General features: G+C 64.1%; 15 protein-coding genes. 10 read left to right on the top strand and 5 right to left on the bottom strand.

What is annotated here, in order from left to right:
• From phoB to tsf, 5 genes are all read left to right on the top strand, one after another.
• The gene (gene phoB, locus CDO87_RS21255; RefSeq protein ID WP_100930632.1) at positions 1–690 is read left to right on the top strand and encodes a phosphate regulon transcriptional regulator PhoB; all 690 of its coding nucleotides are present in this window, start codon (positions 1–3) and stop codon (positions 688–690) included.
• Positions 691–1,039: 349 nt separating this feature from the next.
• Positions 1,040–1,627: a rhodanese-like domain-containing protein gene (locus CDO87_RS21250; protein ID WP_100930631.1), complete on the top strand. Its 588-nt coding sequence runs from the start codon at positions 1,040–1,042 to the stop codon at positions 1,625–1,627.
• Between the two features lie 371 nt (positions 1,628–1,998).
• Positions 1,999–3,303 (top strand): HupE/UreJ family protein, encoded by a 1,305-nt coding sequence (locus tag CDO87_RS21245; RefSeq protein ID WP_100930630.1) that lies wholly within the window; start codon positions 1,999–2,001, stop codon positions 3,301–3,303.
• A 349-nt stretch (positions 3,304–3,652) separates the two neighbouring features.
• Positions 3,653–4,420, top strand: a complete 768-nt coding sequence (gene rpsB, locus CDO87_RS21240) for a 30S ribosomal protein S2 (RefSeq protein WP_100930629.1) — start codon at positions 3,653–3,655, stop codon at positions 4,418–4,420.
• 140 nt (positions 4,421–4,560) lie between these two features.
• Positions 4,561–5,436 carry a translation elongation factor Ts gene (tsf, locus tag CDO87_RS21235; protein WP_100930628.1) on the top strand — a complete coding sequence of 292 codons (876 nt, stop codon included), beginning with the start codon at positions 4,561–4,563 and terminating at the stop codon, positions 5,434–5,436.
• A 507-nt stretch (positions 5,437–5,943) separates the two neighbouring features.
• Here tsf and CDO87_RS21230 read toward each other — a convergent pair.
• The 3 genes from CDO87_RS21230 to CDO87_RS21220 form a co-directional block, all read right to left on the bottom strand.
• Positions 5,944–6,705, bottom strand: a complete 762-nt coding sequence (locus CDO87_RS21230) for a LuxR family transcriptional regulator (RefSeq protein WP_100930627.1) — start codon at positions 6,703–6,705, stop codon at positions 5,944–5,946.
• A gap of 3 nt (positions 6,706–6,708) precedes the next feature.
• Positions 6,709–7,146: a type II 3-dehydroquinate dehydratase gene (gene aroQ, locus CDO87_RS21225; RefSeq protein WP_100930626.1), complete on the bottom strand. Its 438-nt coding sequence runs from the start codon at positions 7,144–7,146 to the stop codon at positions 6,709–6,711.
• 569 nt (positions 7,147–7,715) lie between these two features.
• Positions 7,716–8,939, bottom strand: a complete 1,224-nt coding sequence (locus CDO87_RS21220; RefSeq protein WP_100931071.1) for an acyl-CoA dehydrogenase — start codon at positions 8,937–8,939, stop codon at positions 7,716–7,718.
• Positions 8,940–9,122: 183 nt separating this feature from the next.
• On the opposite strand from CDO87_RS21220, the gene CDO87_RS21215 reads away from it, so the two are divergent.
• From CDO87_RS21215 to CDO87_RS21205, 3 genes are all read left to right on the top strand, one after another.
• Positions 9,123–10,016: a PfkB family carbohydrate kinase gene (locus CDO87_RS21215; protein WP_100930625.1), complete on the top strand. Its 894-nt coding sequence runs from the start codon at positions 9,123–9,125 to the stop codon at positions 10,014–10,016.
• Complete coding sequence (locus CDO87_RS21210) at positions 10,013–10,918, top strand: pseudouridine-5'-phosphate glycosidase (RefSeq protein WP_100930624.1); 906 nt, start codon at positions 10,013–10,015, stop codon at positions 10,916–10,918. Before CDO87_RS21215 ends, CDO87_RS21210 begins: the two co-directional genes overlap by 4 nt.
• Positions 10,919–11,002: 84 nt before the next feature.
• On the top strand, positions 11,003–11,782 hold the full coding sequence (locus CDO87_RS21205; RefSeq protein WP_100930623.1) for a DUF502 domain-containing protein: 780 nt from the start codon (positions 11,003–11,005) through the stop codon (positions 11,780–11,782).
• 7 nt (positions 11,783–11,789) lie between these two features.
• Here CDO87_RS21205 and CDO87_RS21200 read toward each other — a convergent pair whose 3' ends face one another.
• Positions 11,790–12,824, bottom strand: coding sequence for a patatin-like phospholipase family protein (locus CDO87_RS21200; RefSeq protein WP_100930622.1), 1,035 nt, complete (start codon positions 12,822–12,824; stop codon positions 11,790–11,792).
• A gap of 91 nt (positions 12,825–12,915) precedes the next feature.
• A complete protein-coding gene (locus tag CDO87_RS21195; protein WP_100931070.1) occupies positions 12,916–13,689 on the bottom strand; it encodes a 3-hydroxybutyrate dehydrogenase in 774 nt (257 codons plus the stop codon).
• Positions 13,690–14,160: 471 nt separating this feature from the next.
• Here CDO87_RS21195 and CDO87_RS21190 point away from each other — a divergent pair, with 471 nt between their 5' ends.
• Together CDO87_RS21190 and CDO87_RS21185 are read left to right on the top strand one after the other, a co-directional pair.
• The gene (locus CDO87_RS21190) at positions 14,161–15,990 is read left to right on the top strand and encodes an extracellular solute-binding protein (RefSeq protein ID WP_100930621.1); all 1,830 of its coding nucleotides are present in this window, start codon (positions 14,161–14,163) and stop codon (positions 15,988–15,990) included.
• 101 nt (positions 15,991–16,091) lie between these two features.
• Entirely contained in the window at positions 16,092–16,205 is a 114-nt protein-coding gene (locus CDO87_RS21185) for an entericidin EcnA/B family protein (protein WP_100930620.1), read from the top strand.
• Positions 16,206–16,423: the final 218 nt, after the last annotated feature.

Genomic DNA, 16,423 nt, shown 5'->3' with positions numbered 1-16,423 from the left:
ATGGCGGCGGATCAGCCCACGGTTCTGCTCGTCGAGGACGAGCCGGCACAGCGCGAAGTCCTGTCCTACAACCTGGAGGCTGAAGGCTTCCGGGTGGCCAGCGCCGGCAACGGCGAAGAGGCGCTCCTGATGATGGCGGAGGAAAACCCCGACATCGTGGTCCTCGACTGGATGCTGCCCAACGTCTCCGGGATCGAGGTCTGCCGCCAGATCAAGACCCGGCCGGAAACCCGCAACGTGCCGATCATCATGCTTTCGGCCCGCTCGGAGGAAATCGACCGCGTGCGTGGCCTTGAAACCGGCGCCGACGACTACGTGGTCAAACCCTACTCGATCATCGAGCTGATGGCGCGGGTGCGGGCGCAACTCCGGCGCACCCGGCCCTCCGCCGCCGGTCTGCGGCTCGAATACGAGGACATCGTGCTCGATTCCGAGACCCACCGCGTGACCCGCAACGGCAAGCCGCTGAAACTCGGCCCGACAGAATTCCGCCTGCTGACCACCTTCATGGAAAAGCCGGGCCGCGTGTGGTCGCGCGAACAGCTTCTGGACCGCGTCTGGGGCCGCGACATCTATGTCGACACCCGCACCGTCGACGTCCACATCGGCCGCCTCCGCAAGGCGCTGAGCCAGCACGGCGGTCAGGACCCCCTCCGCACCGTCCGCGGCGCAGGATACGCGCTGGGGTGAGGAGCGGGTCCGGCAGAGCCGGATGAAAGGTCCGGTGGACCTTTCAAGCGACGAACGGGCGAAGCCCCGGGGCGGCCGGACCGCGCCTCCGGCGCGGCGAACCGTCCGGGGGACGGTTCGGGCAAATCACGGGCGAAGGAGCGGGTCCGGCAGAGCCGGATGAAAGGTCCGGTGGACCTTTCAAGCGACGAACGGGCGAAGCCCCGGGCAAACCAGCGGGTCCGGCGAAGCGCGGGGACGACCCCACCCAAGGCGCCCCATGACCGTCGGCAGCACATGGGGGCAGGGCGCCCGCGCTTGAATTGTGCCTGCCCGGCCCCAACCTCCATTTCACAAGGGAGGACACATCATGCTCATCAGATCCATCGTCGCAGGCGCGCTGCTCAGCACGCCGCTCCTGGCCGAAGAGGTCAACATCACCCCGGACATGCCCTCGGTCACGATCGAGACGGCAAAAGGATCGGCCACCATCAGCCGCATCCAGGACCAGGCCAACGAGCTTGACGGCGAATGGGCACAGACCTCGCGCGCCTGTCCGCCGTTCTGCATCCAGCCGATGACCCCGGCACCGGGCGTGACCACCATCGGCGAGCTGGAACTGCTCGACATGCTGCAGGACCCCGACGCCATGGTGATCGACAGCCGAACCGAAGACTGGTTCCGCACCGGCTCCATCCCCGGCGCGGTGAACATCCCCTATACCTACGTCATCGACGAACTGGCACAGCTCGGCTGCGAGCCCGACTTCGACGGCTGGGATTGCGCCGGTGCGCGGCGTGTCGCGCTGTTTTGCAACGGTCTCTGGTGCGGGCAGTCGCCGACCGCGATCCGCAACATGATCGAGGCGGGCTATCCGGCCGACCGTATCTTCTACTATCGCGGCGGCATGCAAAGCTGGCGGCTGCTGGGCCTTTCGGTCACCGACCAGACCGGCTGAGCGGGCAGGGCGCCGTGACGCGACGTTTCCGGCAGGGTTAACGAAAAACATTGCTGCGCAACGGTTTGACGGCACCGATTCGCGCAAAAGATTAACAACCGGCCGGGAATCGGGGTCCAATCGGCCGGTTCGTCCCTTAACGCGCCTCTCGATTCATGAAGATCCGTTAACCCGTTGTGGCAGATGCGTTTTCGCACCACAGCATGTCGTATGCCCGTGCGGCGTACGCTCCGTTACCCCTCCGCGCGCGCCGTTTATCCCTCGGGGGTGCCCATGTGGCAGGTTAACGGCGTACGATGGGGTCGCTTCCGCCCTTGAACCCGCCTGACATTGCGTCATCTTGGATCGGAACTGCCGCCACGGAGACGACCATGATCCGCGCCCTTGCCGCCCTTCTCGCCAGCCTTCTGTGGCTTTCCACCGCCGCCGCCCACGAGGTCCGGCCCGCCATCGGCGACCTGACCACCGAAGGGTCCGACCTGGCGCTGGTGCTGCGCCTGTCGGCGGAACCGCTTCTGGCAGGCGTCGACCTCGAAGGCGTGGAGGACACCAACGCCACCGACGGCGCAGAGGAGGTCGATACCCTCCGCGCGCTCTCTCCCGACGACCTGAAGGCCCGCATCGAGGGCGAGGAACAGGCCATCCTCGGCCCGGTCACCGTGACCACGCAGGACGGTACGGAGGTGCCGCTCACGCTCGGCAACGTCGAGATCGACGACGAACCCAACATCGACCTTCCGCGCGAGAGCCGCTTGTTCCTGAACGGAAATCTGCCCGCGGGCGCGCAGGCGATCACCGTCTCCTGGCCTTCGGAATACGGCACGCTGATCCTGCGGCAGATGGACGTCGAGGACGGCTATACCGGCTACCTGACCGGCGGCCCGTCCGAACCGATCACCCTCGCCGGCGGCGACGCCATGGGGCCGCTCGCCACCTTCGCCAGCTACATCCCGGTGGGCTTCGAGCACATCCTTCCCTTGGGCCTCGACCACATCCTCTTCGTGCTGGGCCTGTTCTTCCTCTCCACCCGGCTCAGCCCGCTGCTCTGGCAGATCTCTGCCTTCACGCTGGCGCATACCGTGACGCTCGCGCTCGGCGCGCTGGGGTACGTATCCATCCCCGGCAGCATCGTGGAACCGATCATCGCCGCCTCCATCGTCTACGTCGCGGTGGAGAACATCGTCTCCGACAAGCTGCACCGCTGGCGGCCGCTGGTGATCTTCATCTTCGGCCTGCTGCACGGGTTGGGATTCGCCTCGGTCCTGCAAGAGTTCGGACTGCCGGAAAACCAGTTCATTCCAGCACTTATCGGCTTCAACGTCGGCGTGGAGTTCGGCCAGCTCACGGTCATCGCCATCGCCTTCCTGCTGGTGGTCCTGGCCCAGAGAACCGACCGCCTGAAGGCCGACCAGCGCATGGCGCAGGTGGTCTACGGCGTGCTGGCCATCGTCTTCGTGGCGGCGGGCTACCTGCTGAACGGCCCGGGATTCACCGCCGCGATGGGGGCAGGGGCGCCGGTCTTCCTCTGGCCGCTGGCGGCGCTTTCGGTGGCCTGCCTGATCTCGGCACATTTCGTGGATCACCTCGACGCCTACCGCCGCTACGTGGCCACGCCCGCCTCCGTCGCGATCGCCTGCGTCGGCGCCTACTGGTTCGTGGAGCGGGTTTTCCTTTGATCTCGCTGGCCGACTAAGACAGGAAATTCAAACGGTTGGGCCGCATTGCTGCGCGGCCCCTCGCAATTCCGAACGATCCACTTGCCTGTCGCGATCTTCCGCGCGAAACCCCACTTGGCCCCGGTCACGCCACCGCCGATCCGCAGCTCAGGAAAGGCTGTATGGCGCCATGCCCGCATCGCCGGCCGTTATGGGCTTGCCACGGCGTACAAACCTCTGTAATGGCCCCCTCACGAACCCGCAGGCGGGGGCGGGCCTTATGGGGGAGACATCCCCATAGGTCCACCGGTTGGCCCGGAATGATCCGGACAAATCCCCCGCCGAGGCTAAACCGGAAAGGATAGAAGGCATGGCTCTTCCCGAGTTCAACATGCGTCAGCTGCTTGAAGCTGGCGTTCACTTCGGCCACCAGACGCAGCGCTGGAACCCCCGCATGGGCGAGTTCATCTACGGTGCGCGCAACGGCATCCACATCATGGACCTGACGCAGACCGTCCCGATGCTGGACCAGGCTCTGCAGGCCATCCGTGACTGCGTCGCCAAGGGCGGCCGCGTTCTCTTCGTCGGCACCAAGCGTCAGGCAGCACAGCCGATCGCCGAAGCGGCCGAGAAGTGCGCACAGTACTACATGAACCACCGCTGGCTCGGTGGCACGCTGACCAACTGGCAGACCGTGTCGCAGTCGATCAACCGCCTGCGTTCCATCGACGAGCAGATGGAATCCGGCGCAGAGGGCCTCACCAAGAAAGAGCGCCTGAACATGGAACGCGACCAGGCGAAGCTGCAGGCCTCGCTGGGCGGCATCCGTGAGATGGGTGGCGTGCCGGACATGCTGTTCGTCATCGACGTCAAGAAAGAGCAGCTGGCCGTGGCCGAAGCCAACAAGCTGGGCATCCCGGTTGTCGCGGTTGTCGACACCAACTGCTCGCCCGACGGCGTGGACTACATCATCCCGGGCAACGACGACGCGGCACGCGCCATCGCGCTCTACTGCGACCTCGCATCCCGTGCGGCCCTGGACGGCATGACCGGCCAGATGGAAGCGGCAGGCGTCGATCTCGGCGCGCTCGAGGAAGCCCCGGCAGAAGAGCTGCTGGCCGGCACCGACGGCAACTGAGCCGGTCCGGGCGGGCTGTCGCAAAAGCGATACCTGCCCGTGACATGAGGTTCGCGATCCGGCGCGGGGCAGGGGACTGCCATGCGCCGGTTTGAAGGGGCCACCGTGCCCCACCAAGATGACATGAGGAGAGCCAAGCGATGGCGATCACTGCTGCACAGGTGAAAGAACTGCGCGAAATGACCGGCGCAGGCATGATGGATGCGAAGAAGGCCCTGGTCGAGAACGACGGCAACATGGATGCCGCGGTCGACTGGCTGCGCACCAAGGGTCTGGCGAAAGCCGCCAAGAAGTCCGGCCGCACCGCCGCCGAAGGTCTCGTGGCCGTGAAGGTCGAAGGCGGCCAGGGCGTCGCCGTCGAGGTCAACTCGGAAACCGACTTCGTCGCCAAGAACGCCGAGTTCCAGTCGATGGTGGCTGGCATTGCCGGCGCCGCACTGAACGTCGACTCCGTCGAGGCGCTGGCCGATGCACAGCTCAACGGCAAGCCGGTGTCGGAGAACATCACCGACGCGGTTGCCAAGATCGGCGAGAACATGACCCTGCGCCGGATGGCCAAGATCTCGGGCGAGACCGTGTCCACCTACGTGCACAACGCGGCGGCTGACGGCATGGGCCAGATCGGCGTGCTGGTTGCGCTGACCGGCGGTTCCGACGAGTTCGGCAAGCAGGTCGCGATGCACATCGCCGCCACCAACCCGGCGGCCCTGAACGAGTCCGAACTGGACCCGGCTATCGTCGAGAAAGAGCGCCAGGTGCAGATCGACATCGCCCGCGAATCCGGCAAGCCGGAGCAGGTGATCGAGAAGATGATCGAAGGCCGGATGAAGAAGTTCCTCGCCGAGATCACGCTGGTCGGTCAGCCCTTCGCGCTGAACCCCGATGTGACCGTCGCGCAGGCCGCGAAAGAGGCAGGTGCAGAGATCACCGGCTTCATCCGCATGCAGGTCGGCGAAGGCATCGAGAAGAAGGAAGAGGATTTCGCAGCCGAAGTGGCGAAGGCCGCTCAGGGCTGAGGTCCCATTCCGGACGGGCGCCGTCTTTGCAGGCGGCGCCCTTGGACGACAGCAACAAATAGCGCCGGTTCCAAGATGGGACCGGCGCTTTCGTTATTGCAAATGGACAAAAGGGCGGGGCCCCCGGTGAGACATTGGGGATGAGACCGGGGACCCCGTTTGGGATGCCGGCCAACGGGGCGGAAATTTCCCCGCTGGACCAGCGCCGGTTTGCACCGGAAGATCGACAGTGCCCGGAAATACGCGGGGTGCCGCTCCTTTGCTCCATGGCCAAAGCCACCACTCACGGAACGTGGATACCCTCGCAATTTACCCATGGTAAAGAAAGTCGGGATTTCCTGACCAACAGGTAAAAACGGAAAATTAACGATTTCGCAGCCGCCGATTTCAGGTTTTGAAATCGAATTTTAAGAAGACCTGCAGGAAGCGCGTGCAAGCGAAAGCGATTTGCCCGTTTCCGCGTCATGTTGATGCAGCAACGAAGCGCGGCTCAATTAGAGCGTGGAATCACGCCTCTATTATGTACATCTGGTTGTGAAACGCTGCTTTTGCGACCGCCTGTGCGGTGGTTTCCACGTTCAGGGTCTCGCGTGCCAGGCGCAGGTGCTTTTCGATCGTTGCCTGCGTCAGGCCCATGATCTGCGCGATGTCCTGCATGGTCTTGCCGTCACCGACCCATTCCAGGGCCTCGCGCTGGCGCGGGGTAAGTGTCTGATTATGCAAAGGAACGGGCAGGGTGAGGATCTTGAGATGCACGAGGTTGTTCAAGAGGATGATGTCCGGGCCGTGTTCCGCCCAGACGGCATCCGCGTCGTCCTGCGTCATCTCGGCCCGCGCCGTCAGGGAAATCGCGCCCTTGGCGCGGCTCGACACGGATTTGAAGCTGATCGTGTAGCCGGCCTGAACCTTGTGCGCGACGTTGAACGCCACGACCCTCTGCGCCTTTTCCGAGAGCGCACCGGTGGTGATCTGCTCGGCCAGGACGCGCCAGGAACAATGGCCTTCGTTCTCCAGCGCCCAGCGGACCATGGGTGCATCGCGGTACAGACCGCCTTCGACAAAACCCTTGCGATAGGCCGGCAAGTGGTTGCTCAGAATGACGAAATCGTTCGGATCGCCCATCGAGTTCGGCGTCAGGAACCGGGTGAACCCGTAGATCAGACGGTCGAACCCGTAGGCGTCCATCAGGTTGCAGTGTTCCGCCCAGAGGACTTCGACACGGTCGACATTGGTTAGTTCGATCAGCTTGTCTCGTAAGTCCGGCGTCACGGATCAGCCCTCCAGATGGCCCAACAGGGCGTCGATTGCCAGAGTATAGCCCTTGGCGCCAAAGCCCGCTATGACCCCGATTGCGACAGGGCTGATGTAGGAATGATGGCGGAAAGCCTCGCGCGCATGCACGTTGGACAGGTGCAGCTCGATCGTCGGCATCTGTGTGCCCTTGATGGCGTCCATCAACGCGACGGACGTGTGCGTGTAGGCGCCAGCGTTGAGGATGATCCCGGCATGCACACCGCGCGCCTCATGGATCCAGGTCACGAGCTGGCCCTCGAAGTTCGACTGCAGGCAGGTCACCAAGACGCCCTTGGTCGCGCCGTGGGTGCGGCACATCTCCTCGACATCCGAAAGTGTGGTCGATCCGTAGATCTCGGGTTGACGTGTGCCAAGCAGGTTCAGGTTCGGGCCATTCAGCACGAGGATAGAGGTCATGTCGGACTCCGGTATTGAGGTGCGCGAGTTAACGACTGGTCAACCGGGTTGTCCAGCCTTGAGCGCGTGTTCGACAGGTTATCTAGGGTTGTGGTTCTTAGGCAGGGTTAAGAAAATTCGGCCGGATGCGATACCAGACGATGCAGCGGATCAGTGGTTCACCACATCAAATTTACACATAATACAGATTATCAGATTAACGTGTCGGGTTTGGAACGGTCCCTGTCTGGTTTCATGCACCGCCCAATCCCGCTGATAAAGACATGCAGAACAAGACGGCTCTGTCAGGCCCGGAAGCGACCCTCCTTACACTTGTCGCTGTGTTGGCACGAATTCCCAAGGTCGTTGCCAAAACAGGTCGCTCATCGGTGTTGGACCAGAAACCGGCACCTCGGTGTGACCGCGCTGGGGCTTCGCTTTTTGGACGCAATACTCGGGACTTGCTGTCCAATGCTCCAAAGCTTGGTGAAGCTCACGTTTGCCATCGGCACCAGATCGAAGGCGCTGGTGTCGGCATTCACTAAACCGGCGGCGGCGACTGACCTTACAGTCGCACGCCGCCTCTTATGTCAGTAGAACGCCTGCAGGCCCGTCTGCGCCCGGCCGAGGATCAGCGCGTGCACGTCATGTGTGCCCTCGTAGGTGTTCACCGTCTCGAGGTTCATCATGTGGCGGATCACCTGGAACTCGGCAGAGATGCCGTTGCCCCCGTGCATGTCGCGGGCCATCCGGGCGATGTCCAGCGCCTTGCCGCAATTGTTGCGCTTGAGAATGGAGATCATCTCGGGCGCACCGCGGGCCTCGTCCATCAGCCGTCCGACGCGCAGGCAGCCTTGCAGGCCGAAAGCGATCTCCGTCTGCATGTCCGCCAGCTTCTTCTGGAAAAGCTGTGTGCCCGCGATGGGCTTGTCGAACTGTTTGCGGTCGAGTCCATAGGCACGGGCCGCGTGCCAGCAGGCTTCTGCCGCGCCCAGAACGCCCCAGCTGATGCCGTAGCGTGCACGGTTCAGGCACCCGAACGGCCCTTTCAGACCCTGCACATTCGGCAGCAGCGCCTCTTCCCCGACCTCCACGTTGTCCAGCACCACCTCGCCGGTGACGGAGGCACGCAGGCTCAGCTTGTTCTCGATCTTCGGCGCAGAGAGGCCCTTGGCGCCCTTCTCCAGCACGAAGCCGCGGATCTTGCCGTCATGCGCCTCGGACTTCGCCCAGATCACGAAGACATCCGCGATGGGGCTGTTGGAGATCCACATCTTGGAGCCGTTCAGCCGGTAGCCGCCGTCGGTCTTGACCGCCCGCGTCTTCATGCCGCCGGGGTCGGACCCCGCGTCAGGCTCCGTCAGGCCAAAGCAGCCGATCCATTCGCCGGTGGCCAGTTTCGGCAGGTACTTACGGCGCTGCTCTTCCGAGCCGTAGGCGTAGATCGGGTACATCACCAGCGACGACTGCACCGACATCATCGAGCGGTAGCCGGAATCGACGCGTTCGATCTCGCGCGCCACAAGTCCATAGGACACGTAGGACGACCCCAGGCCGCCGTATTCCTCGGGCACCGTGATGCCAAGCAGGCCCATGCCGCCCATCTCGGCAAAGATGTCGGGCGCGACGGTCTCCTCCAGGAATGCCTTGGTCACCCGCGGCGCGAGCTTTTCGGCGGCGAAGGCGCGCGCGCCCTCGGCCAGCATGCGTTCCTCTTCCGACAACTGGTCCGTCAGCCGGAAGGGATCCTCCCAGTCGAACGCCCCGAGATCGGGGGCATCCTTGGCCTTCAGCGCTGGTTTCACATCCTTCATTTCGTTCATGGTCCCCTCCGGAATTTGGGCAAATCATACGCGTTCCGGCGGAGGCTGAAACCCCTGTCTGTCAGGATTTGATCAAACGCGTTGACCGTATCGCCGCAGCGGCAGAAATCGGCTGGCGTCAGCTGCAACATGGCTCCCCTTGCGCCGCGCGGACGAACCCGCCAAAAGGCGGCCATGACGCGCGACCCGGATATCCTTTGCATCGGCTCCGTCCTCTGGGACGTGATCGGCCGCGCCAACCTGCACATGACGGTCGGGTCCGACGTGCCGGGGCGCATCACCCGCATTCCCGGCGGCGTTGCGCTGAACATCGCCATGACGCTCGCGCGGTTCGGCCTACGCCCGGCGCTCCTGTCCTCGGTTGGACGTGACAGCCAGGGTGATGAACTGCTGGCCGAGTGCCGCGCGCTGGGGCTGGTCACCGAACACGTCTACCTGTCCGAGGACCTGCCGACCGACCGTTACATGGCGATCGAAGGCGTGAACGGGCTGATCGCTGCCATCGCGGATGCGCACTCGCTGGAAGCCGCCGGGAAGAAGATCCTGCGTCCGCTCATCGACGGGCCGCTCGGGACTGCCGACGCCCCCTACCCCGGCGCCATCGCGCTCGATGGCAACCTGACCGAGTCGCTGCTGTCCGAGATCGCCGGTGCACCGGCCTTTGCCGCCGCCGATCTGCGGATCGCACCCGCCAGCCCCGGCAAGGCTCTGCGGCTGATGCCCTTCCTGCGCGCCGGTCGGGGAACGCTTTACGTGAACCTCGAAGAGGCCGGGCTGCTGTGCCAGCGGACCTTCACCAACGCACCCGATGCCGCCGCGGCGCTTCTGGCGCGCGGAGCGTCCCGCGCCATCGTCACACATGGCGGAGAGACATGCGCCGACGGTACGTCCGACGGCGTGATCCGCGCCTGCCCGCCCAAGGTCCTCGTGACGCGGATCACCGGTGCCGGCGACACATTCATGGCCGCCCATATCGCGGCAGAGCGCGCCGGCGAAGACCGGCCAACCGCCCTGTCGCACGCCCTGAAGGCGGCTGCCGCCTACGTATCCGGAGACATGCCCTCATGATTACCCTTTCGCCCGAAGTTCAGGCCGCGAAGGGCGCCAAGGCGCCGCTGGTTGCACTTGAATCGACCATTATCACGCACGGAATGCCCTATCCGCAGAACCTCGAAACCGCCCGCCGGGTCGAGGCCGAGGTGCGCAATGCAGGTGCCGTGCCCGCGACCATCGCGATCCTCGACGGCCGGATCCATGTGGGGCTGACCGACGAACAACTGGAAAGCCTGGCACAGGCGAAGAACGTGGCAAAGCTGTCGCGCGCCGATCTGGCCGCCTGCCTTGCCAGCGGCGGCACCGGGGCGACCACGGTTGCGGCGACCATGATTGCCGCCAACCGGGCAGGCATCGACGTCTTCGCAACCGGCGGGATCGGCGGCGTGCACAAGGGCGCCGAGGAAAGCTTCGACATTTCCGCCGACCTTCAGGAACTGGCGCAGACGCCGGTGACGGTTGTGGCGGCGGGTGCAAAGGCGATCCTCGACCTGCCCAAGACGCTGGAAGTGCTGGAAACGCTGGGCGTGCCAGTGATCGCGGTCTGCCAGGACCATCTGCCGGCCTTCTGGTCGCGCAATTCCGGCATGAAGGCCCCGCTGCGCATCGACACCGCAGAGGGCATCGCCCGCGCCCACAAGATGCGCCGGGACCTCGATATCCCGGGCGGGCAGCTCGTTGCCAACCCGATCCCTGGCGGCGACGAGATCGCGGCCGACACGCTGGCGCCGATCATCGCCCGCGCGACGCAGGACGCGGCAAAGCACGGAATCACCGGCAAGGCGGTCACGCCCTACCTGCTGCAGCGGATTTTCGAATTGACGGAAGGCCGCTCGCTGCAAGCCAATATCGCCCTTGTCCTCAATAATGCCCGTCTTGCAGCGGGCATCGCCCAGGAACTCGGCAGAATAGCCTGACTTTTCATCCCAACGCACGGCGCCCCATTGTGGCGCCGCGGCGGAGTGCATACTTTCGTCGGAAACCTTTTCAGACGGACGTCAATGAACATGCCTTTCGATCCAGAGCCGAAGAAACGCGGACGCCTCCTGGCGAACCTTCGGAACTCTTTCCTGACGGGCATCGTCGTGATCGCGCCCGTTGGCCTGACCGTCTGGCTGATCTGGACCGTCGTGGGCTGGGTCGACGGTGTCGTCTGGCCCTTCGTGCCCGACCGCCTGCAGCCCAACGCCCTGCTCAACCGCTGGATGGTCGATGCCTCCGGTGATCCGCGCATCCCGTGGCTGTTCGAGTTTCTCGACAGCAACAACGACGGGATACTCGAGGTCAACGTCCGTGGCCTGGGCGTGGTCGTCTTCCTGCTGTTCACCATCATCGTCGGCTGGATCGCCAAGGGGCTGATCGGCCGCTCTATGATCAACTTCGCCGAAAGCCTCGTGGACCGCACGCCGGTCGTCCGGTCGATCTATTCCGGCATCAAGCAACTGGCCGAGACGGTCTTTGCGCAGTCCGAACGCAGTTTCGAGAAGGCCTGCCTGATCGAATACCCGCGCAAGGGGATCTGGGCCATCGGCTTCATCTCGACCGATGCCAAGGGCGAGATCGCGCGCCGGACCCCAACATCGGCCGGGCTGACCTCCGTTTTCGTGCCGACCACGCCGAACCCGACCTCGGGCTTCCTGCTGTTCTTCCCCGTCGAGGACGTGATCGAACTGAACATGACCATCGAGGACGCCGCCAAGCTGGTGATCTCGGCGGGTCTGGTCTACCCCAACGGACAGGAGGCCAAGCAGGCGGTGGAGGAATGGGCAAAGGCGTCCTGAGGACGCCTCACTCGAACATCGCCCGCAGGTCCGCCGTCTGACGTTTGCCGACATCGTCGATGTGATCCGCGAGGAAGGCACCGGCCGCGCGACGCCCTGCCTCCTTCAGCTGCGCCAGCAGCGAGGGCACGGCCACAGTCTTGGTCGCGACGGACAGCGCATTCATCAGCGCATCGTCCGAGATCATGTGCACCCGAACGTCCTTCATCGTGCCCGGCGCCAGCACCCCCGACGCCAGCAGACGCTGGACGAAGTCGATGGCCCGGAGTTCGCGCAGCAGCGACGAGTTGAAGCTGATCTCGTTGATCCGGTTCTGGATCTCGGGCGGCGTCACCGGTACCTTCTCCCGCACCAGCGGGTTGATGTTGATGACCACGATGTCGTCCGGCAGCGCCGCCTTGAAGAACGGAAAGAGCGCCGGGTTGCCGGTATAGCCCCCGTCCCAGAACGCCTCGGACACACCGGTCTCGGGGTCGTCCATCTCGACCGCCTGGTACATCGTCGGCAGGCAGGCGGAGGCGAGGATGGCGTTGGAGTCGATCCTGTCGCCTTCGAAGATGCGGATCTTGCCGGTGCGGACCAGCGTGGCGCAGACGAAGAATTCCGGCGACGCGTCGGCGCAGACCGAGTCGAAGTCGAGCCGCGCAACGATCGCCGCCAGCGGATTGCGGTAGAGCGGCCCCCAGGAGTAGGGCGACATCATCCGGCTGACGGTGTCCCCCACCATGTAGGGCAAGGAATACTCGATGGTCTTGGACACGTGCCCGGGATCCGGAAACCAGGAGGAGAACCAGTCGGGCAGCATGGTGGTGTCGAGTGCGCCGACCTCTCCCCAGACCCAGTCGAGGTTGGCGCGCGCCATCTCCGCGCCGCCGACGACCATCCCGGCCTTCAGCGCCGCACCGTTCAGGGCGCCGGCGGAGGTGCCGGATACGCCAGCGATTTCCAGCTCCGGCTCTTCCAGCAGCCGGTCGAGCACACCCCAGGTGAAGGCACCATGAGCACCACCGCCCTGCAGGGCAACATTGATCCGTTTCTTCATGGAAATAGCCGTTCCCCAATAACTGTGCAGTCACGTCGAAAACACGTCGCCGGGCCGGCGCAATGGCGTCCGGCCCGGCAGATCGGATGGGTCAGAGCGCCGTCCAGCCGCCGTCGACGGAAATCGTCGTGCCTGTGATCTGGCTCGCCGCGTCCGAGCAAAGGAACACCGCGGTGCCGCCCAGTTGCTCGACCGTGGCGAATTCCTTCGACGGCTGCCGTTCGAGCATGACCTTCTCGATCACTTCGTCGCGGCCCATGTCGTATTTCTTCATGGTGTCGGGGATCTGCGCCTCGACCAGCGGGGTCAGCACGTAGCCCGGGCAGATCGCATTGGCGGTGATCGGCTCTTTCGCGGTCTCCAGCGCCACGACCTTGGTCATGCCGACGATGCCGTGCTTGGCGGCCACGTAGGCGCTCTTGTAGGGCGATGCGGTCAACCCGTGGGCGGAGGCGATGTTGACCACCCTGCCCCAGCCCGCCTTGCGCATCAGCGGCAGTGCTGCAGCGGTCGTGTGATAGGCCGAGGACAGGTTGATCGCGATGATCGCGTCCCACTTGTCCACCGGGAACTCGTCGATGGGGGCGACGTGCTGGATGCCGGCGTTGTTCACCAGGATGTCGCAGGCACCGGCCTTCTCGATCAGGGCGCGGCACTCGTCCCCCTTCGACATGTCGGCCTTGATGTAGCGGACCTCGACGCCGTGCTTGTCCGCGATCTCCTTCGCGAGGGCGTGGTCCTCGTCGCGGTCCGTGAAGGAGTTGATGACCACGTTTGCGCCGGCCTTCGCCATCTCGTGCGCGATGCCGAGCCCGATGCCGGAATTGGAACCTGTGATCACCGCCGTCTTGCCCTTGAGGGTCATGTGTCTGTCTCCGTGCGAGTTCATGCTGTCCTGCAGCATCCTAATCCTCGCGGGCTGAAGCGACAGGGGCAATCCGTCTCGGGGGGCAAGATTTTCCGAAGCGACCCTGCGCCGAACCGGCAGAACCGGCTGGAAGACGCCGGCGACACCGGACCCCTGAAGGTCGGCATTGACCGGAGTCCGCGGGCATTCTACGGCACACCATCGTTTGATCCGCGCTTCGGGATCGTGCTGCAGGGTTCCGTATCGTCAGACAGGTCAGAGCCACCCGGTCAATGGACAGAAAAAAACCCCGGCCGAAGCCGGGGTTCAGTCATTGAGGCAGGTTTCATACAGGCAAGAAACCTATCGAGCAGTGCCCCCTGTATAAGCAATTCGCCGCGTGAGTCCAAGCTAAAAGTTTGAAAAGGCGTAAAAGCGGCGGTACGGTCAGCGTCAAGAAAACAAGGGCAGACAGGGATTGTAGCCGAAATGAACATAAAATCTTTCCGGATTTCGGGCCGGTTTCGGAACCGGATCGGAGTTACCGCGAGCTCGATTCTCTGTGCCTCTGCATTGATGGCCGAACCGCAGCACGGCATAGCTATGTATGGGGAGCCTGCGCTCCCACCCGATTTTGTGTCCCTGCCCTACGCCAACCCGGATGCGCCCAAGGGCGGAAAGATCGTTCTGGGCGAGGTCGGCAGCTTCGACAGCCTCAATCCGCATATCCTGAAAGGCACGCCACCGTGGCAGCTGCGTTTTCTTGCGTATGAAAGCCTTATGGGCCGGAGTTACGACGAACCGTTCACACTTTACGGCGTTCTGGCCGAATCGATAGAGGTCGGACCGAATCGCGACTGGGTTGAATTCACCCTCCGACCCGAGGCGAAATTCTCCGACGGCAGCCCGGTGACGGTCGAGGACGTCATGTGGTCCTACGAGACGCTCGGCACGAAGGGCCACGGCCGGTATCGCGGTTTCTGGGCCAAGGTCGAGAGCATGGAGCAGACCGGCGAACGCTCCGTCCGCTTCACATTCAACGAGGAAAACCGCGAGCTGGCCCTGCTGGCGGGAATGCGCCCGATTCTGAAGAAAGCCCAATGGGATGGCGTGGACTTCGAGAACTCCGGCCTCGACGTGATCCCGATCACTTCCGCGCCCTACCAGATCACCGATTACGAACCCGGCCGCTTCGTCGAGCTGACCCGCGATCCGGACTACTGGGGCAAGGACGTGCCCTTCAAGGTCGGCACCGACAATCTCGACACGATCCGGATGGAATTCTTTGCCGATGCCACCGCGCATTTCGAGGCATTCAAGGCCGGTGAAATCACCTCGCTGCGCGAAACCAATGTCGAGACCTGGAATTCGCAATACGATTTCCCCGCCGTGCAGAATGGCGACGTGGTGAAATCGGAAATCGGGCACGAGCGGCCCACCGGGATTTACGGTTTTGTCATGAACTCCCGCCGCGACCTGTTCGACGACTGGCGCGTGCGTGATGCCATGATGCACGTCTTCAACTTCGAGTACATCAACGACGTGCAGACCGGCGGTGTGCAGCCGCGGATCACCTCCTACTACTCGAACTCCGAGCTGGGGATGCAGGACGGTCCGGCCGAGGGCAAGGTGCGCGAACTCCTCGAACCCTTCGCCGACGAACTTCTGCCCGGCGCGCTGGAAGGCTACAGCCTGCCGGTGGCCGACGGCACGGTGCGCAACCGGGCGAACACGGCACAGGCGCTCGACCTGATGGCGGAGGCCGGTTACACGATCGAGGACGGCGTCATGACCTCGCCCGAGGGGCAGCCCGTGACCTTCGAGATCCTGATCCGCCAGGGCCAGACCGACAACGTCTCCATCGCCGAAATCTTCTCGACCTCGCTCAAACGCCTCGGCATAGATGCGACGGTGGTCATGGTGGACTCCGCCCAGTTCGAGGACCGCACGAAGTCCTATGACTTCGACATGGCGTACTACGAACGCGGCCTGTCCCTGAGCCCCGGCAACGAGCAGTACCTCTACTGGGGCGCGGCAGGTGTCGACACGCCGGGAACCGGCAACTGGATGGGCATGAACAGCCCCGCGGCAGAGGCGATGATCGGCGAGATGCTGACTGCGGACACCCACGAAGATTTCGTCTCGGCGGTCCGTGCGCTGGACCGGGTTCTGACGACCGGGCGCTACGTGATCCCGATCATGTACCGCTACGACCTGAGCCGCATCGCCCATGCGAAGGAACTGCATTACCCCGCGACGCTGCCCGTTTATGGCGATTGGCTGGGCTTCCAGCCTGATGTATGGTGGTGGGAAGAGTGATCGGAGCGGGCCCTTCGGGGCCCATTCCTGCCCCTCAAACCGGCGAGATGACCGGCGGGGCTGACGAGGCAATGAAACAGGCAAGATAGAGCGAGGTCTCCATGAGAACGATCCTGATACTGGCGCTGGCCGCGGGGCTGGCGGGCTGTGCTACGGTCGAAGGGCTGGGCCACGACATTTCGGGCGGCGCACGCACCGTGCAGAGCTGGTTCTGAGAACCGACCCCACCCCGGACCGTCCTTTCCGTATCTGAAGCGGGCGTGCCTTGCCCCTGCCCCGGCTGATCCATTCTGCCGGGCATATTAGCGTGCGTGCATAATGCTCTGACTCCCGATTTGTCTGCGCATTGCAGCGGGGCCCTGCGCCACGGGGCGGAATGTGGTATCCTGAGCGCGACGCACCGCGCTATGAGACCTTTCGCCAAGAGACCCGC

Origin of the sequence: Sagittula sp. P11, assembly GCF_002814095.1 — a bacterium.
GTDB lineage: Bacteria > Pseudomonadota > Alphaproteobacteria > Rhodobacterales > Rhodobacteraceae > Sagittula.
The sequence above is the reverse complement of the archived record's forward strand: the minus strand, read 5'-3'. Positions and strand labels throughout refer to the sequence as shown.